We start from the raw sequence: 20,672 nt of genomic DNA, 5'->3' as shown, positions 1-20,672 counted from the left end.
TGATCCCGATGCGCGTTCTCGTCGCCGGAGCCACCGGAGTCGTCGGACGGCGGCTCGTCCCGCTGCTGACGGCCACGGGGCACGAGGTCGTCGCCCTGTCGCGCCGCCCGCGCCCGGCCGAGGGCGCCCGGACGGTCGCGGCCGACGCCCTGGACCGGGCCGCGCTGGCCGCCGCCGTCCGCGAGGCCGCCCCGGACGCCGTCGTGCACCTGCTCACCGCGATCCCCGCCAAGCTGAACCCGCGCAGGATGGAACGGGACTTCGCGCTCACCGACCGGCTCCGCACCGAGGGCACCCGCAACCTCCTCGACGCCGCCCGCGAGGCGGGCGCGACCCGGATCATCACCCAGGGCCTGGCGTTCGCCTACGAGCCCGGCGAGACCCCCGCCAACGAGGACACCCCGTTCTGGAGCGACCCGCCGCGGCAGTGGGCCGCCTCCCTCGCGGCCCTGCGCACCCTGGAGAAGCTGACCGCCGACGCGGACGGCCTGGTCCTGCGCTTCGGCCACCTGTACGGGCCCGGAACGGCGTTCGCCCGCGACGGCTGGACGACCGGGCAGATCCGCGGGCGGCGGATGCCGATCGTGGGCGGGGGCGGGGCGACGTTCTCGTTCCTGCACACCCACGACGCCGCGACCGCGATCGTGTCGGCGCTGACCCGGCCGGTCACCGGGGCCCTGAACATCGTCGACGACGAGCCCGCCGAGGTCCGCGAGTGGCTGCCGGAGCTGGCGCGGCTGCTGGGCGCGCCGCGGCCGAGGACCGTTCCGGCGCCGGTCGCGCGGCTGGTCGCGGGCGGCTGGGGCGTCGCCTACATGACCCGGCTGCGGGGCGCCGACAACGCCCGCGCCCGCATGCGGCTGAACTGGCGGCCCCGCCACACCTCCTGGCGCGAGGGCTTCGCCGCGGAACTGGGGGAGAGGTGACCGAGGAGTTCGAGGAGCACCGCCCGCTCCTGCTGGGCCTCGCCTACCGCATGCTCGGCAGCATGTGGGACGCCGAGGACGTCGTCCAGGAGGCGTACGTGCGGTGGATGGGAGTCGACCGGTCCGAGGTCAGGGAGGTCCGGTCGTTCCTGGCGACGATCGTGTCCCGGCTCGCCCTGGACCAGCTCCGCTCGGCCCGCGTCACCCGCGAGGCGTACCCGGGGCCGTGGCTGCCCGAGCCGGTCGCGACCGACGCGCTCGGCCCGCTCGACACGGCCGAGCGGCGCGACACCGTGTCGTTCGCGACGCTGCACATGATGGAGCGCCTCACCCCGCCCGAACGCGCCGTGCTGGTGCTGCGCGACGCGTTCGAGATGCCCTACGACCGGATCGCCGAGGTCGTCGGCGCCTCCGCCGCGACCTGCCGCCAGACCTACCGGCGCGCCGCCCGGCACCTGGCGGCGCGCCGGGACCGCCTGAGCCCGACCCGCGAGGAGCACCGGCGGCTGCTGGAACGGTTCCTGGAGGCGGCGGCCGGCGGGGACCTGGCGGCGCTGACGGACCTGCTCAGCGCCGACGTGGTCGCCTGGTCCGACGGCGGCGGCAGGGTCACCGCGGCGCGCCGCCCGGTCCTGGGCCGCGACCGGGTGATCGCGTTCGCCCTGGGCCTGACCGCCCGCTACCCGGTCGACGACCTGTGGGTGGCCGACCTCAACGGCGAGCCGACGGTCGTCGTGGTCGCGGGCGGCGAGGTCCAGACGCTGTCGGTCGACGTCCGCGACGGCCGCGTCCACGGCCTGTACATCGTCCGCAACCCCGACAAGCTGCGGGCGGTCAGCTGAGGCGCTCCAGCAGGCGGACGACGACGGTGTCGCCGGTGCCCTTGCCGATCTCCTCGCGGAGACCGGCCCGGACGGGAAGCTTGTGGGTGCCGTCGCCGAGCGCCATGAACGAGCTGCGGAACGGCCGCCCGTCGATCGTGCCGCGCACCTTGACCAGGCCCCGGGTCCCGAAGAACTCGGCCGACCCGGGCATGACCACATAGGTCCAGCCGCCCTCGTCCGGGCTGGTCACCAGCGTGGCGGTGAACTCCCTGTCCAGCTCCATGATCCCCTCGCTCACTCGACGATCTCCAGCCCGTTGCCGTCCGGGTCGCGCAGCGCGAACATGGGCGGGACGCCCGGCCAGCGCAGCAGCTCGTCCACGTCGATCCCGCGCGCGGCCAGCTCCCCGTGCAGCGCCGCCGCGTCGGCGGCGGTGAGCCGGATCCCCGTCTCGGTCCCGCCCCCGCCGGGCACCAGCGCGATCGAGGTCGCCGCCCCCCGCGGCGCGACCTCGATCCACCGCCCGCCGAGCTGCGCCACGGGCGCGTCCAGGCGCTTCTCCAGCCCCAGCACCCCGACGTAGAAGTCCAGCGCCCGGTCCTGGTCGGTGACGGGCACCCCCACGGTCCGGATGCCGGTGATCTCGGTTCTGACGCGCGTGCTCATGTTCTGGTCCCCCCGACGGATCGATGACGGATACGTCGATAGGGACCGGCCACGGCCGCGAAACTCATCGCGCGGGCGCGTCACCCCGACGCGTTGATGGTCTCCAGTGCCCGCGCGTGGAGTTCCGGGGTCGCCGCGGCGATCACGAAGCCGCCCCCGGACGGGGTCGCGCCCCGCCGGTCGGTCACGACGCCGCCCGCCGCGCGGACGATCGGGATCAGCGCCGCGATGTCGTAGGGCTGGAGGGCCGACTCCACCACCAGGTCCACCTGGCCGAGCGCCAGCATCCCGTAGGAGTAGCAGTCCCCGCCGAAGCGCTGGAGCCGCACCCTCCCCGAGATCCGGGCGAACGCCGCCGCCTCCTCGCCCGCCGCGAACATGCTCGGGTGGGTCGAGTACATGACCGCGTCGGCCAGCGACGTGGTGGGCCGCGTGCGCAGCCGCGCGCGGCCGCGCGGGCCGTCCAGCCAGCCCTCGCCGTTCACCGCGCCGAACGTCTCGCGCAGGTAGGGCTGGTGCAGCCATCCCGCGACCGGCTCGTCCCCCTCGAACAGCCCGAGCAGCGTGCCCCACAGCGGCATCCCGCTGACGAACGCCTTCGTCCCGTCGATCGGGTCGATCATCCAGGTCCGCCCGCTGGTCCCCGGGCCCGTGGCGCCCGCCTCCTCCCCGACGATCCGATCCTCGGGGAACAGCCGCGTCAGCCCGGTGCGCAGCAGGTGCTCCACGGCCCTGTCCGCCTCGGTCACCGGGTCGTAGCCGCCGGGCCCGCCCTTGTCCAGCTCGCCCAGCGTCGAGGGGTCGGCGCGGAACCACCGCAACGCCAGCTCTCCGGCGTCGGTCAGCAGGGCGGGGACTTCGCGGGTCACGGCATCGTCGATCACATCCCCAATAATGGCGGACATGCCACCGCTCTCCCTCCGGGACCTCAACCGGACGCTCCTGCACCGGCAGTTCCTCCTGGAACGCACCGGTCGCTCCCCCTACGAGGTCATCACCCATCTGGTGGCGATGCAGGGGCAGGAGCCCAACTGGCCCTACGTGGGGCTGTGGTCGCGGATCGAGGGGTTCCGGCGCGAGGACCTGGAGGCGCTGCTGCGGGAGCGCCGGATCGTCCGCTCCACCATGGTGCGGCGGACCATGCACCTGGCAGCCGCCGACGACTTCCGCTGGCTGCGGCCGACCGCGCGCGGCGTCGTGCGCTCCGCCCTCACCTCCGCCTACTTCGCCAGGGAGATCGAGGGCCTGGATCCCGACGAGGTCGGCGCGGCGGGGCGCGCCCTGCTGGCCGCCGGGCCCCTGACCCGCAAGGAGCTGGGCCTGCGGCTCGCCGAACGCTTCCCCGGCCGCCTTCCCGCGCGGCTGGCCGACACCGTCGAGGTCGTCGAACCGCTGGTCCACACGCCGGGCGTCGGCGCCTGGGGCGGCTGGGGCAACCGTTCCGGGATCAGCGTCACGCTGCCCGACGCCCCGATGGCCGAGCCCGACCCCGACCGGATGGTGCGGCGCTACCTGGCGGCGTTCGGCCCGGCCACCGTCATGGACGCGCAGGCGTGGTCGGGGGTCACCAGGCTCAAGCCCGTGTTCGACAGGCTCCGCCCCCACCTGCGGGTGCTGGAGGACGAACGCGGCCGCGAGCTGTTCGACCTGCCGGACGCGCCGCTGCTCGACGGCGACGCCCCCGCGCCGGTGCGGTTCCTGCCCGCGTTCGACAACGCCCTGCTCGGGCACCGCGACCGCACCCGGATCATCCGCGACGAGCACCGCGGGCGGTTCGCCCGCGTCGCGTCCGGCGGCGTGCCGATGTTCCTGGTGGACGGCTTCGTGCGGGGCGTGTGGTCGGTCCGGGGGACGACCCTCGCGGTCACCCCGCTGGACCCGCTCTCCGGCGGCGACGCCGCGGCCGTCCGCGCCGAGGCCGAGCGCCTCCTGCCCTTCCTCGGCGGCGCCGAGGTCGTCGTCACCGAGGGAGACCAGTGACCGTCGAGATCCTCGCCTCCGAGACCGTCCCCTGGATCCCCGCCGAGCACCGTCTCGACGTCGTCCGCGCCGGCCACCTGCCCCCGGCCGAGCAGACCACCACGGCGTTCGTGCTGGCCGTGGACGGGGCGCGGCGCACCCTGCTGACGTACGTGGACCGGCCGGACCGGGGCTGGGAGATGCCCGGCGGCCACCGCGACCCCGGCGAGACGGCCGCGGCCACCGCGCTGCGCGAGCTGGCCGAGGAGACCGGGCTGCGGCTGCGCCCCGCCGACCTGGAGGTGTTCGCCTGGCTCCGCATCCGCCTGACGGGCCCGGTCCCGGACGGGTACCGCTACGCCCCGCTGACCTACATGGTGGTCTTCGCCGCGCACATCCCCGGCGAGGGCCCGCCGACCGCCCCCGACCCCGGCAGCGAGTGCACCCGCGCCGAATGGTTCCCGCCGGAGGAGGTGGAGCGCAGGTGCGCGCCGAACGCCTGGCTCGCCGCGCACCGCGCCCTCATCGCGACGCGCTAGCACCAGATCCAGCCGCCTTGGTGCTGCGGGTGGTGCCGGTTGTGCCACGAGCACCGGTCGACGAGACCGCCTCTGCGGTTACGCAGGGTGGCGGTGTCGGAGTCGTTGTTCCACACGTACCAGCGCCGGTCCCAGTAGACGTCCCGCCTGTTGTCGTGCCCGCGCCCGGTGTGCACGAACACCGAGCGGTGCGGCCGCAGACGGAACCACCGGAACGTGTAGGTATAGCCCGTCCGGTCGCGCAGCGTGTAGCCCCGGAGCTGCCGGGTGTGGCGCGAGTAGTTGTGGATCTCCACCCACTCGGCGTTGAGGCTGTGGTTGGTGCCCCTGTCGGGACCGGGCGAGTCGTACTGGACGCGGCGGATCTGCACCCCCGGCGCCGCCGCCGACCCCGCCTCCGCCGGAACGGCGGCCAGCCCCAGCACGCCGACCACCGCGGCGCCCGTCGCGAGAATCTTCTTCATGTGCCCCCCTTTGTCACGGGTGGGACCGGGACGGTCCACCCGGATCCGGCGAGTCGCCGGAATGGTGGCCAGCGGTGACCCGGACGCCGATCACGGCTGTGATCCGGCGTCCGGGTGACAACTGGACACAGCAACCGATTGTGACCCACGCGACATACAGCAGGGTTGATGGGATCTTCAAGGCTTCCTAACGTCGAGCTGTGCCGGAGGCCGTCCGAGGGCCCCGGCCCGGTGCCCGGACCTCCCAGGAGGGCCCATGAGCAGAGCCGCGGCCCGGCGCGGGATCGCGATCACGCCCCGCACGGTGAAGACCCGCCGGATCGGTTTCGACTACCCGCCCGAGCGCCTCCCGCGCCACTTCGCCGGGGGCGACCTGGTGATGAGCCACGTGGTCGCGGTGCTGTCGTCGTTCTTCCCCGAGGGGGAGGACTACTTCATCCGGTCGGTGCGCGCCTACCGCGACCGCGTCACCGATCCCGAGCTGGAACGGCAGGTCGCGGGGTTCATCGGGCAGGAGGTCACGCACAGCCGCGAGCACCGGCACCTCAACGACCGGCTGGCCCGCCTCGGCTACCCGACCCGCACCATCGACCGCCTCACCGGTCTCGGCCTGCGGTTCGACGAGCGGGTCATGCCGAGGAGCAGCCGCCTCGCCGTCACCGCCGCGCTGGAGCACTACACCGCCACCCTCGCCGAGGTGCTGCTGACCGAGGAGCGGGCCCGCGCGATGTTCGACGTGGAGGAGATCCGCTCGCTGCTGGAGTGGCACGCGCTGGAGGAGAGCGAGCACAAGTCGGTCGCGTTCGACGTCTACCGCGTCGGGGTCGGCAGCGAACCGCGCCGTATCTGGACGATGCGGCTCACCACGGTCGGCTTCCTGGCCGCGACGGTCATCGCCACGATCTACTCGATGCTGCACGACCCCGCCACCTACGACCCGCGCGTGCTGGTCCCCAGCCTGCGCAGGCTGCGGAGCTCGCCGTGGCTGACCCGCGACGTCGCCCGCCGCATCGCCGCCTACAACCGGCCCGGCTTCCACCCCGACGACTTCGACAACACCGCCCTGGTCGCGGAGTGGAAGGAACGCCTGTTCGGCGCCGACGGCGAGCTCACCGGCCGGCTGAAGGGCGGGCCGCGTCCACCAGCGCCGTGAAGATCGCCTGCTGGGCCGGGTCGACGGCCGCGGTGTCCTCCGGATGCCACTGCACCCCCAGGAACCAGCCCGCCGCCCCCGGCGCCTCGACCGCCTCCACGGTCCCGTCACCGGCCCGCGCGGTCGCCGCCAGCCCCTCGCCCAGGACCGCCACCCCCTGGTGGTGGTAGCACGACACCCGCAGCGCGTCCGCGTCGGTGACCTTGGCCAGCAGCGTCCCGGCCTCCGGGACGACCTCGTGGACGACGTGCCGGTGGTCGGGGGCCAGGTGCTGGTGCAGCGTGCCGCCGCGCACGGCGTTGACGACCTGGAGCCCCCGGCAGACCGCCAGCAGCGGCAGCCCCGCCTCCAGCGCGTACGCGGCGACCGCCAGGTCGAACGCGTCCTGCGCCTCGTCCACGTCGTACAGCGTCTCGTGCGCGGTGGCGGCGCCGTAGTGCCGGGGGTGCAGGTCGCCGCCGCCCGGCAGCAGGGCGCCGTCGCAGCGCGCCAGGCGCCCGGCGACGCCGTCCGGCGCGGCCGGGTGCATCGGGAACGGCTCGCCGCCGCCCCGCCACACGGCCTCCGCCAGCGCCCGCGCCGTCACCTCGGCGGCGTACCGCAGCGCCGTCGCGCCCGCGGAGAACCGGGCCGGAACCGCGATCAGCGGTCTCACAGCCGGATCCAGGTCGTCTTGAGGTCGGTGTACTTGTCGAGGGCGTGCAGCGACTTGTCGCGCCCGTGGCCCGACCGCTTCATCCCGCCGAACGGGACGCTCATGTCGCCCTCCTCGTAGCAGTTGACCCACACGGTCCCGGCCCGCAGCGCGCGCGAGACGCGGTGCGCGGCCGACAGGTCCGCGGTCCACACGGCGGCGGCCAGGCCGTAGTCGGTGTCGTTGGCCAGCCGCACCGCCTCGTCCAGGTCGTCGAACTCCAGCACCGCCAGCACCGGCCCGAAGATCTCATCGCGGGCGATCCGCATCGCGGGCGTCACCCGGTCGAACACCGTGGGCCGCAGGTAGCACCCCTCGGGTGCGGAGCCCCCGGCCCGCAGCCGTGCCCCGTCCGCATGCCCCGCGTCCACGTACGCCAGCACCCGGTCACGGTGCCGCGCCGACACCAGCGGGCCCATCTCGGTCGCCGGGTCGAGCGGGTCGCCGACCCGCATGCCCTCGGCGCGGGCGACGACCCGCTCCAGCACCCGGCCGGCCACCGACCGGTGGACGAGCAGCCGGGACGGCGCGGTGCACATCTCGCCCGCGTTGAAGAAGATCCCCCAGGCGGCGGTGTCGGCGGCGGCGTCCAGGTCGGGCGCGTCGGGAAGGACGATGTTGGGCGACTTGCCGCCGAGTTCGAGCCAGACGCGCTTGAGGTTGGAGTCGGCGGCGTACCGCAGGAAGTGCCGCCCGACCTCGGTGGACCCGGTGAACGCCAGCACGTCCACGCCCGGGTGCTCGCCGAGCGCGCGGCCCGCGACCCCGCCCCGGCCGTTGACGACGTTCAGCACGCCCGGCGGCAGTCCCGCCTCGGCCGCGAGCGCGGCCAGGCGCAGCGCCGACAGCGGCGACTCCTCGGCGGGCTTGAGCACCGCGGTGCAGCCCGCCGCCAGCGCCGGGGCGAGCTTCCACGCGGCCATGGTGAGCGGGAAGTTCCACGGCACGACGGCCGCGACGACGCCGACCGGCTCGCGCGTGACCAGCGCCAGCGCGTCCGGGCCGGTCCGGGGCGCCTCGTCGGCCTGCTTGTCGGCGGCCTCGGCGTACCAGCGCAGGCAGCCGACGACGGCGCGCAGCTCGATGCCGTGCGCCTCGGCGACCGGCTTGCCCATCTCCAGGCTGACCAGCAGCGCGAGGGTGTCGCGGTCGCGTTCGACCAGGTCGGCCCAGCGCAGCAGCGCGGCCCCGCGGTCGGCGGGGGACATGCGGGGCCACGGCCCCTCGTCGAAGGCGCGGCGCGCGGCGGCCACCGCCCGGTCCACGGTCGCGGCGTCGGCGTCCCCGACCTCGGCGAGGACGCGGCCGTCGCGCGGGGACACCACGGGCAGCGTCCCGCCGCCGTCGGTGAACGCGCCGTCGATGTGGTGCCCGGTGTGCGGGTCGAGCCGTTCCGCGCGGGAACGCCACTCCTGGTACGGGACGCCGGTCACGGCCCCTCCCTCGCGCTGGTGTTTTCGTTTGAAGCCAAACATTATGGGAGACGGGTTGACCGGCACCACCCCGGCTTCCTAGATTGTTTGGGGTCAAACAACCTGGAGGTGCACCACGATGGCGACCATCGCGGGCGTGACCGTCGACACCGGGCACTGGATCGGTGGCGAACGCGTCGGCTCGGGGGAGACGTTCACCGACGTCTCGCCGATCGACGAACGGCCCCTCGCCGAGATCGCGCGCGGCGGGGCCCGGGAGGCCGAGGCCGCCGTCGCCGCCGCCGCGAAGGCGTTCCCGGCCTGGTCCCGGACCACCCGGGAGGAGCGCGCCCGGCTGCTGCACGCCGTCGCCGACGGCGTGGACAAGCGGCTGGAGGAGCTGGCGCGGGTCGAGACGCACGACAACGGCGCGCTGATCCGCTCCCACCGGCGCGGCGTGATGCCCCGCGTCGCCCACAACTTCCGCTTCTTCGCCGACCGGCTGCTGGACCTCGGCCACGACGACCTCGACACGCGCGGCCACACCAACCACGTCTCCTGGGACCCGGCCGGGGTCTGCGCGCTGATCACCCCGTGGAACGCGCCGCTGATGCTGGCCACCTGGAAGGTCGCCCCCGCGCTCGCCGCCGGGAACACCGTCGTCCTCAAACCCGCCGAGTGGACCCCGCTGACCGCGTCGCTGCTGGCCGACATCGCCGCCGAGGCGGGCCTGCCCGACGGCGTGCTCAACGTCGTGCAGGGCTACGGCGCGGAGGTCGGCGGCCCGCTCACCGCCCACCCGGACGTGCGGCGGATCAGCTTCACCGGCTCGGTCCCCACCGCCCGCGCGATCGCCGCGAGCGCCGCCCCGAACCTGACCCCGCTGTCGCTGGAGCTGGGCGGCAAGTCCCCGCTGCTGGTCTTCGCCGACGCCGACCTGGACCTGGCCGCCGACCTGGCCGTCGAGCAGTACGACAACGCGGGCCAGGTCTGCCTGGCCGCGACCCGCCTGCTGGTGGAGTCCTCGGTCGCCGACGCGTTCACCGAGCGGTTCCTGGCGAAGGCCGCGCGGCTCCGCCAGGGCGACCCGCGCGACGAGGCCACCGACATCGGCCCGCAGATCCACCGCCGCCACCTGGAACGCGTGGACGGCTTCGTCCGCCGCGCCCGGGACGGCGGGGCCCGCGCGCTCCTCGGCGGCGGCCCCAACGACGACCTCGGCGGCCTGTACTACCGCCCGACCCTCCTCACCGGCGCCGCCCCCGGCGCGGAGATCCTCACCGAGGAGGTCTTCGGCCCGGTGCTGACGCTCCAGACGTTCGACACCGAGGACCAGGCCGTCGCGATGGCCAACGACACCCGGTTCGGCCTGGCCGCCACCCTGGCCACCGGCGACCCCGGACGCGCCGCCCGCGTCTCGGCGCGCCTGGTCGCGGGGACCGTCTGGGTGAACTGCTTCTTCGTCCGCGACCTGCGGGCCCCGTTCGGCGGCTCCCGCCGGTCCGGGGTCGGCCGGGAGGGCGGCGACTGGAGCTTCGACTTCTACTGCGACCTGAAGAACACGGTGACCGCCCCATGGGAGAAGTAGTCGGCGCGGGCCTGCTGGCCCACGTCCCCACCATCGTCCTGCCCGAGGTGACCCGGCGCGAGCTCAACGGCGGCGAGGACTCCACCCTCGTCGCGGGCCTGCGCAGGCTCCGCGCCGAGGTCTTCGACCGCGACGACTACGACACGGTCGTGGTGCTGGACTCGCACTGGGCGACCACGGTCGAGTTCGTCGTGACCGCCCACGACCGCCGCGCGGGCCTGTACACCTCCGACGAGCTGCCGCGCGGCATGTGCCGGATGCCCTACGACTTCCCCGGCGACCCGGAACTGGCCCGCGCCGTCGCCGCGCGGGCCGACGCCCACGGAACGTGGATCACCCCGGTCGACGACCCGTACCTGCCGATCCACTACGCCACCGTGAACCTGTGGACGTACCTGGGCGTGCGCGACGACCCGTACCTGGACCTGCCCGGTAAACGCTGGGTCTCGATCGGCGTGTGCCAGACCGCCGACACCGAGGACTTCCTGCGCCTGGGCCGCGCGCTCGGGGCCGCGATCGAGGCGACCGACCGGCGCGTGCTGCTGGTCGCCTCGGGCGCGATGTCGCACACGTTCTGGCCGCTGCGCCGGATCCGCGACCACGAGGCCGCCGACCCCTCGCACATCTTCACCGCCGAGGCGCGCGCGGCCGACGAGGAGCGCATCGGCTGGCTGCGGAACGGCGACCACGCCCGCGTCCTGGACACGATGCCGGAGTTCCTCGCCCACAGGCCCGAGGCGCGCTTCGGCCACTACCTGATGATGGTCGGCGCGCTGGGGGAGAAGGCCTGCACCGCCCCCGGCCGCCCCTACAGCGAGTACGAGAACTCCGTCGGAACGGGCCAGGTGCACCTCTGGTTCGACCGGCCCGGCAACGGATGGACCGCCTGATGCCCGAATACCGCCGCGTCCTCCTCGACGGCGCCGCCACCCAGGTGGTCCGCGAGGGCGACGACCTGGTCTCCGCCGACGGCCGCCGGGTGCGGGCCGCGGAGGCCGTGCACCTGCCCCCGACCGTCCCCACCAAGATCATCGCGGTGCACCTCAACCACCGCAGCCGCGTGGCGGAGTTCCAGACGAGACTGCCGCCCGCGCCGACCTACTTCCACAAGCCGACCTCGGCCCTGAACGCCCACGGCGGCGCGGTCGTCCGCCCCGAGCGCTGCAAGTACCTCAACTACGAGGGCGAGATCGCGATCGTCATCGGCCGGACGGCCCGCAACATCTCCCCGGAGGAGGCCGTCGGCCACATCGCGGGCTACACCCTCGCCAACGACTACGGCCTGCACGACTTCCGCGACACCGACGCGGGCTCGATGCTGCGCGTGAAGGGCTCCGACACCCTCTGCCCGCTGGGGCCGGGCCTGGTCACCGACTGGGACTTCCGCGGCAAGTACCTGCGCACCTACGTCAACGGCGAGCTCGCGCAGGACGGCTCCACCGACGAGATGGAGTGGGACATGCACTACCTCGTCGCCGACATCGCCCGCACCATCACCCTGTATCCCGGCGACGTCCTGCTGTCCGGCACCCCGGCCAACTCCCGTCCCGTCCAGCCCGGCGACGTGGTCGAGGTGGAGGCCGAGGGACTGGGCCGCCTCCGCAACCACATCGTCGCCGGGCCCGCGCCCGTCCGCGAGGACTGCGGCGCGCAGCCCACCGAGTCCGAAGAGGTCGTCTCCACCGCGTTCGGCGGTGACTGGGAGTTCCGCGGCGTCCGCGCCCCGAGGAGGTGGTGATGAAGGTCATCGTGGACATGGACAGGTGCCAGGACCACGGCCAGTGCGTGTTCTCGGCCCCCGAGGTGTTCCGGCTGGACGACGCGGGCCACCTGGTCTACGAGGCGGACCCCGACGAGTCCCTGCGCGACGCGGTCGAGGAGGCGGCGGACGTCTGCCCCCTCCAGGCCATCACGGTCGGGTGAACGGCCGCATGGACCGCGTCGTCATCGTCGGCGCCTCGATGGGCGGCCTGCGCGCCGCCGAGCAGCTCCGGGCGGCGGGCTACGAGGGCGAGCTCATCGCGATCGGCGACGAACCCCACATGCCCTACAACCGCCCGCCGCTGTCCAAGGAGGTCCTGGCGGCCGAGGTGACGCACGCCGCCGTGGCGTTCCGCCTGCGTGACAGCGTCGCGGACGTGACCTGGCGGCTGGGCACGCCGGTGGCGGCGGCGGACCTGGACGCCGGGGAACTGACGCTGGCGGACGGATCGACCCTCGCCTGCGACGGCCTGGTGGTGGCCACGGGCCTGCGCCCCCGCCGCCTGCCACTGCCGGGCGGGGAGGACCGGCGCCACGTGGTCCGCACGCTGGACGACGCGGCCCGCCTCCGCCCGTGCCTGACGCCCGGGGCCCGCGTCGTGGTGGTCGGCGCGGGCTTCGTCGGCTGCGAGGTCGCCGCGACGGCCCGCACGCTCGGCGCGGAGGTGACGGTCGTCGCGCCGGAGACCGAACCGATGCTGCGCCCTCTCGGCCCCGAGCTGGGAGCGGCCCTGCGCGCCCGCCACGAGGCCCGCGGGGTGACGTTCCACCTGGGCGCGACCGTCAGGGCGTTCACCGATACCGGCGTGACGCTGTCCTCCGGCGCGGACCTCGCCGCCGACGTCGTCGTCGAGGCGGTCGGCTCGACGCCCCGCACCGAGTGGCTGGAGGGCAACGGCCTGGACCTGTCCGACGGCGTCCTGTGCGACGGGACCCTGCGCGTCGAGGGCCGCCCGAACGTGGTGGCGGTCGGGGACGTCGCCCGCTTCCCGAACCCGCGCTACGACGACGTTCCCCGCCGCGTGGAGCACTGGAGCATCCCCACCGACACGGCGAAGAGGGCGGCCCGGACCCTCCTGGGCGAGGACGGCGGCCCGTTCCTGCCCCTGCCCTCCTTCTGGAGCGACCAGTACGACCTGCGCCTCCAGTCCTTCGGCGCCCCGGCCCTGGGCGAGGACGTCCGGGTCCTGGAAGGCGACCTGGAAACCGAGGCGGTGGTCGGCCACCACCGCGACGGCCGCCTGGTGGGCGTGGTGATGCTGGGCATGGCGAGGCGGATGGCGCACTACCGCGGGCGGCTGCTGGACGACGTCCCGGCCCTCACCTGACCGGCGCGAGGATCGCCCGGGAGGCCATCGCCCCCTGGGCGGCCACGCCCGGGATGCCGGAGGTGATGAACGGGCCGTCCCCGGCCAGGTCGCCCACGACGTGCAGGCGCGGATCGGCCGGGACCACCCCGCCGGCGGGGTGGAACGCCGCCAGGCCCTCGGCCGCCAGGGAGGCGACCAGGGAGGCCGCCGCCCGCGGGACGGCGTGCGGCGGCGGGTTGACGGCGTTGATGACCAGGTCGGCGGTCTGCGCCCCGTCCGCGTCGACACGGAACCCCCCGGCCCCGCGCTCGATCCCGGTCACGCCCCGCACGACGCGGAGCCGGCCGGAGTCGAACAGCTCCAGCAGCCGCACGGCGTTCACCGGCACCATCGGCGACGCGAGGCTGGTGGCGGTGCGGAACTCCGCGCGCAGCCGGTCCCGGTCACGGTCGGCGAGCAGCCGCCAGGCGAACGGCCCCACGGTGTGGGACGTCTGCTGGAGGACGCGGCGGCCGATCCCCGGCGCGTCGATCTCGGCGATCTGGCGGCGCAGCCGCCGGACGGGATCCTCGGTCCGCGCCGCCCGCAGGTCGGCGAGCAGGGCGTCGAGGTCCTCCCCGGCGTCCGCCAGCTCGGCGCGCAGCAGCCCGGCCAGCCCGGCCAGGGTGACCTCGCCCTGGAGGTCCGGCAGGGCCCGCACCCGTTCGGCGGTGACGTGCCGCGGCTGGTGGAACTCCGGCCGCTGCCAGACGTGGGGGAGCATGCCGGTCCGCGACACCATGCCGATCCGCCCGGTGTGCCCCCGGGCGGCGAGCGACACGACCACGTCGACGGCCGTCAGGCCGGTGCCGATCACGACCACGTCGCTCTCCGGCGGCACGCCCTCCAGCGTCCGCGCCAGCGGGTAGGGGTCGCCCACGAACCCCGGCGCGCCCTCCAGCCCGTAGTGGTCGTGCGGGTGGCCGCCGCCCACGCACAGCGCCACCTGGTCGGCGGCGTGCTCGTCCCCGCCGCCCGTGCGCAGGACCAGGCGTCCGCCGGACCGCGCCACGCCGACCACCGGCGCGGCGACGACCTCCACCCGCCACCCGCGCTCGCGCAGCTCCGCCGCCGCCTTCTCGGCGGTGTGCTCCAGGTACTCGCCGTAGACGGCACGGGGCACCAGCGGCTGCCCGAGCCGTTCGTCCAGGTGGGCGTCGCCCCGGGCCCCGAGCCAGGCGGCGTAGTGGCCGGCGTCGCCGTGCCGGATCGACATGATGGCGGGCGGGGCGTTGACCAGCACCGAGTCCAGGTCCGGGCCGTACGGGCGGCCCCGCCACAGGCCGGGGGAGGGCTCGAACACCGTGACCGACCCGTGCGCCCGGCCGGTGGTCGCCAGCGTGTCCAGCAGTCCGACGGCGGCCGCGCCGCCGCCGATGATCGCGATATCCATGCCCCCAGCCTCGGCACCGGCGCGCCCGGCCCCCATCCCCTCCCCGGGGGCGATCCCCCCGGAACAACCCCCTCATCCGGGGGGTTGGCACAGGCACGAAGACCGCGCAGGCTGGAGCGCGGACCACGGAGGGGAGCCCATGGGGGGACGACGGCGCGGCGAGGCGCTGACCGGCGTCGACCGGGCGGCCGACGCCGGGGACCTGTTCGGCCGGGTCTCGGCGCGGCTGCGGCGGACGGTGCCGTTCGACGCGGCGGTGTGGGCGGCCGCCGACCCCGAGACCGGCCTCGTCACGGCCCCGATGCTGGTCGAGGGCCTGGGCGAGCGCGAACGCTGCGCGGACTACTGGGAGAGCGAACTCCTCGAAGAGAACGTCGTCCCGTTCCGGGACCTCGCCCGCGCGGCCGTCCCCGCGGCCGGGCTGCGCGCCGCGACCGGGGACCTGCCCGCCCGCAGCGCGCGTTTCCGCAGGCTGCTGGAGGGGCAGGGGGTTCACGACGAGCTGCGCGCGGTGTTCCGCGCGGGTGACCGTTCCTGGGGCGTGGTCAGCCTGTTCCGCACGGAGGGCGGCCCGTTCACCCGCGACGAGGTGGAGTTCGTGGCCGGTCTCTCGACCCCCATGGCCACCCGGCTGCGGCGCTTCGCCCGCCCCGCCGAACCGGGAACCCCGCCGGACGTCCCCGGCCCGGGACTGGTGCTGTTCGACCCGTCCGGTGCGGCCACCTCCCTCAACGACGAGGCCCGCGAGCACCTGGCGAGCCTGCCTCCCGGACCGTCGGTGCCCACCGCGCTCGGCGTGCGGCTGCCCATCTGGATCGTCGGCACCGCGCTCCAGGCCCGGGCCGTCGCGCGGGGCCGCGACCACGGCGGGGCCCGCGTGCGCATCCGGACCGCCGAGGGCCGGTGGCTGGTCTGCCACGCGTCGAGCCTGACCGGCCCGGGCGGGCGTCCCGGACCGGTGGCGGTGGTGATCGAACCGGCGGCGGCGTCCGACCTGGCGGTGATCATCGCCGAGGCGTACGAGCTGACCCCGCGCGAACTGGAGATCGCCCAGCGGGTCGCGCGCGGCCTGCCCACCGGCGAGATCGCCGCCGGGCTGTTCATCTCCCCGCACACCGTCCGCGACCACCTGAAGACGGTCTTCCGGAAGGTGGGCGCCTCCAGCCGGGGCGAGCTGGTCGCCCGGCTGTTCGCCGAGCACTACTGGCCCGGGGCCCGTTCCTGACCCCCGGTGACCGGGCGTCCGGGGTTGAGGTTGACCATGGGGGCAGGGTTTACCGTCCTCGGCATGAAAGGCCTGGCCCAGATGAGGATCAGTGAGGTCGCGCGGCTCGCCGGGGTGACCGTCAAGACCGTCCGGTACTACGAGTCGGTCGGGATCGTCACGCCCGTCCGGCTGTCCAACGGGTACCGCGAGTACACCGAGCACGATCTCCGGCTCGTGCACGAGGCGCGGGCGCTGAGCGGTCTCGGGATCCCCGTGGAACGCACCAAGCCGTTCCTGGACTGTCTGGCCAGCGGGCACGAGCACGCCGACGACTGTCCGGCCGCGCTCGCCGGGTACCGCGACGCCATCGCGGAACTGGACGCGCGGATCGAGGCGCTCACCGAACGGCGCGACCTCCTCGTCCGGCATCTGCGTCAGGCCGCCCACCGCAACAGCCGCGTCGAGCCCCCGAGGAACGCCATGAGCACCAACCTGTATGAACTCCCGCCGAACCTGCCCGTCCCCGAGGACGACGGCGCCGCCGACCACCTGCCCGGCCTGGCGGTGCCCTCTCTGGAACTCCCCGTGACCTCCGGGGGAACGGTCCGGCTCGACTCGCTCGGCGGCGGACGGGTGATCGTCTACTGCTTCCCGCTGATCGGGACGCCCGACGTCGACCTGCCGGAGGGCTGGGACAGCATCCCCGGGGCGCGTGGCTGCACGCCCGAGTCGTGCAGCTTCCGCGATCACTACGCGGAGCTGGCCGCCGCCGGGGCGCCGCACGTGTTCGGGCTGTCCAGCCAGGACGTGGACTACCAGGAGGAGGTCGTGGAACGCCTCCACCTGCCGTTCGGGATGCTGTCGGACTCAGGGTTCCGGCTGGCCGACGCGCTGCGGCTGCCCACCTTCGAGGCGGGTGGCATGCGGCTGTACAAGCGGCTGACGATGGTGATCAAGGACGGGCGGATCGAACACGTCTTCTATCCGGTCTTCCCGCCGGACAAGCACGCCGAGCAGGTCCTCGACTGGCTGCGCGCGAATCCCGCCTGAAACACGGGCCTCCCGGGGTCCGGCACCGGACCCGTGTCAGTGATCTGCCCATCCACGGATCAGGGGATCAGGGGAAAAGCCCGTGGTTTCCCGGATGGTCGGGGTGCCCCCTGCTCTGGTGAAGTCCAGGGTTATGAGGCACCTTCTGGTGGCGGCCCTGATGGCGGGCGGAGCGGCGGCGACGATCGTGGGATTCGTCCCCTCGGTCACCGACGCCGCCGTACCCGCCACCCGGGTGGTGCGGTCCACCACCGTGGACCTGCGGATCGAGCGGCCGACCGGCGAGCCCGCGCGGGTGCGGCCCGGACGGGCCGTCCACCAGGTCGCCCGGCAGGTGAACACCGACCGGCGGTAGCTCAGCGGCCCCGGAAGTGCTCCACCAGCCGCGAGTAGCTGTCGGTCGCGTGACCCTCGGCGACGGCCCGGCGGACCAGCTCCAGGGTGTAGGTCGGGAACGCCGTGTCGATCCCCCGGTCGCCGCTCTCCCGCACCAGGTCCTCCACCGACGGCAGGTGGTGCTGGAGCGCGCCGAACGGGACCGCGTACGCGCCCCGGTCCACCTCCTGCGCCAGCGACGGCAGGAACCCCACCAGCGCCGACATCGACGCGTCGGCGTGCTCCAGGAAGCGCTCCACCCCAAGGCCCGCGTCGGTCAGCAGCGCCGCCGCGTGCAGGAAGCCGTTCAGCGTCCCCCACATCGTGCCGTGCACGGCCATCCCGTACAGCGTCGGCACGCCCGGGTCGTCCGACACCAGCGTGCCCCGGCCGCCCAGCAGTGCCAGCACCGGGGCGTGCCGCTCGTACACCTCGGCCTGGCCGCCGAAGAAGACCACCGCGTCGGGGTGCCCGACGCCCGGCGCGATCGTCATGATCTGCCCGTGCAGGTAGGCGGCGCCCCGCGCCGCCACCTCCGCGGCGACCCGCCGGGCCTCGGCGGACGTCCCGTCGGTCAGGTTCACCACGGTCCGCCCGTCGAGGTCGGCCGTCTCCAGCAGGGCGAGGGCGGTGTCGTTGCCCTTGACGCTGACGACCACCAGCTCCGACGCCGCCACCGCCGCGCGCACGTCGTCCGCCCGGTGCGCCCCCTTGGCCAGCAGGGATTCCGCCTTCTCCGGGGTCCGGTTCCACACGGTGACCGCGTGGCCCCCGTCCAGGAACGCCGCCGCCAGCGCGGCCCCCATCTCGCCCAGCCCGATCACGGTCACGTCGGTCATGCCTCTGCCCTCCTTGAAGAGTCGGTCATACGGCACGCTAGAAACTCAACCCCGCTTGAGGTCAACCGCCGCGAACCACGCCCCGGCCGCCGCGCACGCGCCCGCCGCCAGCAGCAGCGCGCCCGGCCCCACGAACGCCCCCATCGCGGCCACCCCGAGCGTGGCCCCGGCCTGCCGGGTCGCGTTCAGCAGGCCCCCGGCCGAACCCGCCGTCCCCTCCGGGGCCGCCGCGACCACGGCGGCGGCCAGGGCGGGCAGCACCAGCGACACCCCGGTCCCCGCCAGCAGCAGTCCCGCGGCCAGCGGGCCGTAGCCCGCGCCCGCCCAGGAGGCCCAGGCCAGCGCGGCGCCGCCGACCGTGAGCGACCCCAGCCCCGCCAGGATCGGCACCCGAGGCCCGAACCGCGCCACCAGCCGTCCCGTCAGCGGCGGGTTCAGCGCGAACGGCAGGGTCAGCGGCAGGAACGCCATCCCGCTGACCGCCGCGCCCCATCCGTGATCCCGCCGGAGCAGCAGCGGCAGCACGAACAGGATCCCGTTCAGCGCGAAGTTCGTCGCCGCCCCCGCCGCCAGCCCGGCCCGCACGCCGCGGCCCGCCAGCAGCGCCCGCGGCAGCACCGGGGCCTCGCTGCGGCGCTCCAGGACGACGAAGACGGCCACCGCCACCAGCGCGCCGACGCCCGACAGGGCCGCCCGCGCCCCGTCCCGCGCCCCGGCCGCGATCAGCGCGTCGGTCAGCAGCGCCAGTACTCCGCACGCCGCCGCCTGCGCCGCCCAGTCGATCCGCCGGTCCCCGCGCGGGCAGCGCAGGCCGCGCCCGCCGGTGGCCCCCAGCACCAGCAGCGCCAGCGGCACGTTCACCAGGAAGACCGAGCGCCATCCGGCCGCGTCCACCAGCAGGCCCCCGGCGACCGGCCCGGCCGCCACCGCCGCCCCGCTGACGGCGGCCCACACCGCCACCGCCCGCGCCCGTTCGGCCGGGTCCGGGTACAGCCGCGCGACCAGCGCCAGCGACGCGGGCACGCATGCCGCCGCCGCGACGCCCAGCACCACCCGCGCCGCGACCAGCGCCCCCAGCGTCGGGGCGAACGCCGACACCGCCGACACCGCCCCGAACGCCGCGACCCCGCACCGGAACACCCGGTGCGCCCCGTACCGGTCGGCCACCGCCCCCGCCGACAGCAGCAGCGCCCCGAACGCCACCGTGTATCCCGTCGTCGCCCACTGCAGACCGGCCACCGACGTGCGCAGCGACGCCGCCAGATCCGGTTCGGCGACCGCCAGCACCGTCATGTCCAGCAGCACCATGAAATATCCGAGCGAGACGCCCAGCAGCGCCGTCCGCCGCGCCACCGGGCGTCCCGAAGAGATCAGAACCGTCATGGCCCCACCCTCCGTGCCGAGCCGGAACGCCTCCACCGCCGCGTCCGCACACACCGTTCGGAAATTCCGAACGCTCCCCGCCCGTTACCGAGATCATGGAGCTCCGCCAGCTGCGCACGTTCGAGGCCGTCGTGCGGCACCGCACCGTGACCGACGCCGCCCACGCCCTGGACCTGGCCCCCTCCAGCGTCTCGGCCCAGATCCGGGCCCTGGAGCGCTCCCTCGGCACGGCGCTGTTCGAGCGGACGGCCCGGGGCATGCGGACCACCGGCGCGGGCGACCGCCTGCTGGTGTGGGCGCGCCGCCTGCTCGACCAGGCCGAACAGGCCCGTGCCGAGGTCGCCGGGTACGAGCGCGGGATCCGCCTCGGCGCGTTGCAGACCATCGCCGCCGCGCTGGTGCCGCGCGTGCTGGAGCGGCTCGCCGAACGCCGTCCGGGCCTGCGCGTCGAGGTCCGGGCGGGCGCCGGACGCGACGGGCTGCTCGCCGACGTCGCCGCCGGGCGCCTGGAGGCGGCGCTGCTGCTGGACACCGGCGACACCCTCGGCGGGCTGGGGTTCGCGCCGCCGCCCGCGCCGCTGACGTTCCTGGACGTGGAGCCGGTCCCGCTGGTCCTGGTCGCGGCCCCCGGCCACCCGCTGGCCGGGCGCCCCGCCCTGGTGCCCGCCGACCTGGCCGGCGAACGCCTGCTGGCCGACGTGCCCGCCTGCTCGTTCCGGATGGCCGCCGACCGACTCCTCGGCCCCGGCCCCGAACGCGTGCACGCCGACGGCGTTCCGGTGATGCGCGCCTGGGCCGAGCAGGGCCTCGGCGTGGCGCTGCTGCCGGAGTTCGCGGTGGCGTCGTCGCTGGCGGCCGGAACGCTCGCGCGCCTCCCGCTGGTGGCCCCGGACCTGAGCCTGCGGCTGGTGTGGCGCGGCGACCGGGAGGACGTCCCCGGCCTCCGCGACGTGCTGTACGCGGCGAGCGCCTGAGGGGGTTTCGCCGGGTTCGCCGGGCCGGGTGAGAGGCCCGGCAACGACGCGGTGCGGGGGCGGTGATGGTTGGCCCGGGCGACGGCAAAGGCGGCGGAGATCGCCTGTTGCGGGCG

Annotated in this window: 23 protein-coding genes; 14 read left to right on the top strand and 9 right to left on the bottom strand. The window is 75.1% G+C overall.

From position 1 onward, the window contains the following. Positions 1-8 precede the first annotated feature (8 nt). The gene (locus tag AKI01S_RS13095; RefSeq protein WP_067815765.1) at positions 9-926 is read left to right on the top strand and encodes an NAD-dependent epimerase/dehydratase family protein; all 918 of its coding nucleotides are present in this window, start codon (positions 9-11) and stop codon (positions 924-926) included. Then, positions 923-1,768 carry an RNA polymerase sigma-70 factor gene (locus tag AKI01S_RS13090; RefSeq protein ID WP_067815763.1) on the top strand — a complete coding sequence of 282 codons (846 nt, stop codon included), beginning with the start codon at positions 923-925 and terminating at the stop codon, positions 1,766-1,768. Before AKI01S_RS13095 ends, AKI01S_RS13090 begins: the two co-directional genes overlap by 4 nt. On the opposite strand, the gene AKI01S_RS13085 is transcribed toward AKI01S_RS13090, so the two are convergent. From AKI01S_RS13085 to AKI01S_RS13075, 3 genes are all read right to left on the bottom strand, one after another. Further along, positions 1,761-2,048 (bottom strand): DUF1905 domain-containing protein, encoded by a 288-nt coding sequence (locus AKI01S_RS13085; protein ID WP_218009659.1) that lies wholly within the window; start codon positions 2,046-2,048, stop codon positions 1,761-1,763. The genes AKI01S_RS13090 and AKI01S_RS13085 overlap by 8 nt on opposite strands. Then, complete coding sequence (locus AKI01S_RS13080; protein WP_067815761.1) at positions 2,045-2,416, bottom strand: VOC family protein; 372 nt, start codon at positions 2,414-2,416, stop codon at positions 2,045-2,047. The genes AKI01S_RS13085 and AKI01S_RS13080 overlap by 4 nt, the downstream gene beginning before the upstream one ends. An 80-nt stretch (positions 2,417-2,496) precedes the next feature. Further along, a complete protein-coding gene (locus AKI01S_RS13075; protein WP_218009658.1) occupies positions 2,497-3,300 on the bottom strand; it encodes an inositol monophosphatase family protein in 804 nt (267 codons plus the stop codon). 19 nt (positions 3,301-3,319) lie between these two features. Between AKI01S_RS13075 and AKI01S_RS13070 the strand changes: the two genes are divergently transcribed. Next, positions 3,320-4,396 (top strand): winged helix DNA-binding domain-containing protein, encoded by a 1,077-nt coding sequence (locus AKI01S_RS13070; protein ID WP_067815796.1) that lies wholly within the window; start codon positions 3,320-3,322, stop codon positions 4,394-4,396. Then, entirely contained in the window at positions 4,393-4,914 is a 522-nt protein-coding gene (locus tag AKI01S_RS13065) for an NUDIX hydrolase (protein ID WP_067815755.1), read from the top strand. The genes AKI01S_RS13070 and AKI01S_RS13065 overlap by 4 nt, the downstream gene beginning before the upstream one ends. Here AKI01S_RS13065 and AKI01S_RS13060 read toward each other — a convergent pair. Further along, on the bottom strand, positions 4,911-5,378 hold the full coding sequence (locus AKI01S_RS13060; RefSeq protein WP_067815752.1) for a lamin tail domain-containing protein: 468 nt from the start codon (positions 5,376-5,378) through the stop codon (positions 4,911-4,913). The two genes, AKI01S_RS13065 and AKI01S_RS13060, sit on opposite strands and share 4 nt — an antisense overlap. A 256-nt stretch (positions 5,379-5,634) precedes the next feature. Here AKI01S_RS13060 and AKI01S_RS13055 point away from each other — a divergent pair, with 256 nt between their 5' ends. After that, positions 5,635-6,531, top strand: coding sequence for a metal-dependent hydrolase (locus tag AKI01S_RS13055; RefSeq protein WP_067815750.1), 897 nt, complete (start codon positions 5,635-5,637; stop codon positions 6,529-6,531). Here the strand turns inward: AKI01S_RS13055 and AKI01S_RS13050 are convergent. Together AKI01S_RS13050 and AKI01S_RS13045 are read right to left on the bottom strand one after the other, a co-directional pair. Continuing rightward, positions 6,488-7,186, bottom strand: coding sequence for a gamma-glutamyl-gamma-aminobutyrate hydrolase family protein (locus tag AKI01S_RS13050; RefSeq protein WP_067815746.1), 699 nt, complete (start codon positions 7,184-7,186; stop codon positions 6,488-6,490). The genes AKI01S_RS13055 and AKI01S_RS13050 overlap by 44 nt on opposite strands. Further along, complete coding sequence (locus AKI01S_RS13045; protein ID WP_067815743.1) at positions 7,183-8,658, bottom strand: aldehyde dehydrogenase family protein; 1,476 nt, start codon at positions 8,656-8,658, stop codon at positions 7,183-7,185. The genes AKI01S_RS13050 and AKI01S_RS13045 overlap by 4 nt, the downstream gene beginning before the upstream one ends. A 118-nt stretch (positions 8,659-8,776) precedes the next feature. On the opposite strand from AKI01S_RS13045, the gene AKI01S_RS13040 reads away from it, so the two are divergent. Genes AKI01S_RS13040 through AKI01S_RS13020 form a run of 5 tightly spaced genes read left to right on the top strand, consistent with a single transcriptional unit; the run spans position 8,777 to position 13,314 of the window. Then, positions 8,777-10,225: an aldehyde dehydrogenase family protein gene (locus AKI01S_RS13040; RefSeq protein WP_067815740.1), complete on the top strand. Its 1,449-nt coding sequence runs from the start codon at positions 8,777-8,779 to the stop codon at positions 10,223-10,225. Further along, the gene (locus tag AKI01S_RS13035) at positions 10,213-11,115 is read left to right on the top strand and encodes a DODA-type extradiol aromatic ring-opening family dioxygenase (protein WP_067815737.1); all 903 of its coding nucleotides are present in this window, start codon (positions 10,213-10,215) and stop codon (positions 11,113-11,115) included. Before AKI01S_RS13040 ends, AKI01S_RS13035 begins: the two co-directional genes overlap by 13 nt. Then, positions 11,115-11,963 carry a fumarylacetoacetate hydrolase family protein gene (locus AKI01S_RS13030; protein ID WP_067815793.1) on the top strand — a complete coding sequence of 283 codons (849 nt, stop codon included), beginning with the start codon at positions 11,115-11,117 and terminating at the stop codon, positions 11,961-11,963. Before AKI01S_RS13035 ends, AKI01S_RS13030 begins: the two co-directional genes overlap by 1 nt. Next, positions 11,963-12,148, top strand: a complete 186-nt coding sequence (locus tag AKI01S_RS13025; RefSeq protein WP_067815734.1) for a ferredoxin — start codon at positions 11,963-11,965, stop codon at positions 12,146-12,148. Before AKI01S_RS13030 ends, AKI01S_RS13025 begins: the two co-directional genes overlap by 1 nt. Then, positions 12,145-13,314, top strand: coding sequence for an NAD(P)/FAD-dependent oxidoreductase (locus AKI01S_RS13020; RefSeq protein WP_245681599.1), 1,170 nt, complete (start codon positions 12,145-12,147; stop codon positions 13,312-13,314). The genes AKI01S_RS13025 and AKI01S_RS13020 overlap by 4 nt, the downstream gene beginning before the upstream one ends. On the opposite strand, the gene AKI01S_RS13015 is transcribed toward AKI01S_RS13020, so the two are convergent. After that, positions 13,307-14,728 carry an FAD/NAD(P)-binding protein gene (locus tag AKI01S_RS13015; RefSeq protein WP_067815726.1) on the bottom strand — a complete coding sequence of 474 codons (1,422 nt, stop codon included), beginning with the start codon at positions 14,726-14,728 and terminating at the stop codon, positions 13,307-13,309. The genes AKI01S_RS13020 and AKI01S_RS13015 overlap by 8 nt on opposite strands. 139 nt (positions 14,729-14,867) lie before the next feature. On the opposite strand from AKI01S_RS13015, the gene AKI01S_RS13010 reads away from it, so the two are divergent. From AKI01S_RS13010 to AKI01S_RS13000, 3 genes are all read left to right on the top strand, one after another. Next, the gene (locus AKI01S_RS13010; RefSeq protein ID WP_067815723.1) at positions 14,868-15,953 is read left to right on the top strand and encodes a helix-turn-helix domain-containing protein; all 1,086 of its coding nucleotides are present in this window, start codon (positions 14,868-14,870) and stop codon (positions 15,951-15,953) included. Positions 15,954-16,016: 63 nt separating this feature from the next. Continuing rightward, a complete protein-coding gene (locus AKI01S_RS13005; RefSeq protein WP_218009657.1) occupies positions 16,017-16,985 on the top strand; it encodes a MerR family transcriptional regulator in 969 nt (322 codons plus the stop codon). A gap of 133 nt (positions 16,986-17,118) precedes the next feature. After that, on the top strand, positions 17,119-17,340 hold the full coding sequence (locus AKI01S_RS13000) for a hypothetical protein (RefSeq protein WP_067815716.1): 222 nt from the start codon (positions 17,119-17,121) through the stop codon (positions 17,338-17,340). A 1-nt stretch (position 17,341) separates the two neighbouring features. Here AKI01S_RS13000 and AKI01S_RS12995 read toward each other — a convergent pair whose 3' ends face one another. Both AKI01S_RS12995 and AKI01S_RS12990 read right to left on the bottom strand, forming a co-directional pair. Continuing rightward, the gene (locus AKI01S_RS12995) at positions 17,342-18,199 is read right to left on the bottom strand and encodes an NAD(P)-dependent oxidoreductase (RefSeq protein ID WP_067815714.1); all 858 of its coding nucleotides are present in this window, start codon (positions 18,197-18,199) and stop codon (positions 17,342-17,344) included. A gap of 45 nt (positions 18,200-18,244) precedes the next feature. Then, the gene (locus AKI01S_RS12990; protein WP_067815790.1) at positions 18,245-19,582 is read right to left on the bottom strand and encodes an MFS transporter; all 1,338 of its coding nucleotides are present in this window, start codon (positions 19,580-19,582) and stop codon (positions 18,245-18,247) included. 95 nt (positions 19,583-19,677) lie between these two features. Between AKI01S_RS12990 and AKI01S_RS12985 the strand changes: the two genes are divergently transcribed. Then, positions 19,678-20,556, top strand: a complete 879-nt coding sequence (locus AKI01S_RS12985; protein ID WP_067815710.1) for a LysR family transcriptional regulator — start codon at positions 19,678-19,680, stop codon at positions 20,554-20,556. Positions 20,557-20,672: the final 116 nt, after the last annotated feature.

The organism is Actinomadura kijaniata NBRC 14229 (assembly GCF_001552175.1).
Taxonomy (GTDB): domain Bacteria; phylum Actinomycetota; class Actinomycetes; order Streptosporangiales; family Streptosporangiaceae; genus Spirillospora; species Spirillospora kijaniata.
Note: the sequence above shows the minus strand (reverse complement) of the source record. Positions and strands in the feature narration are given on the sequence as shown.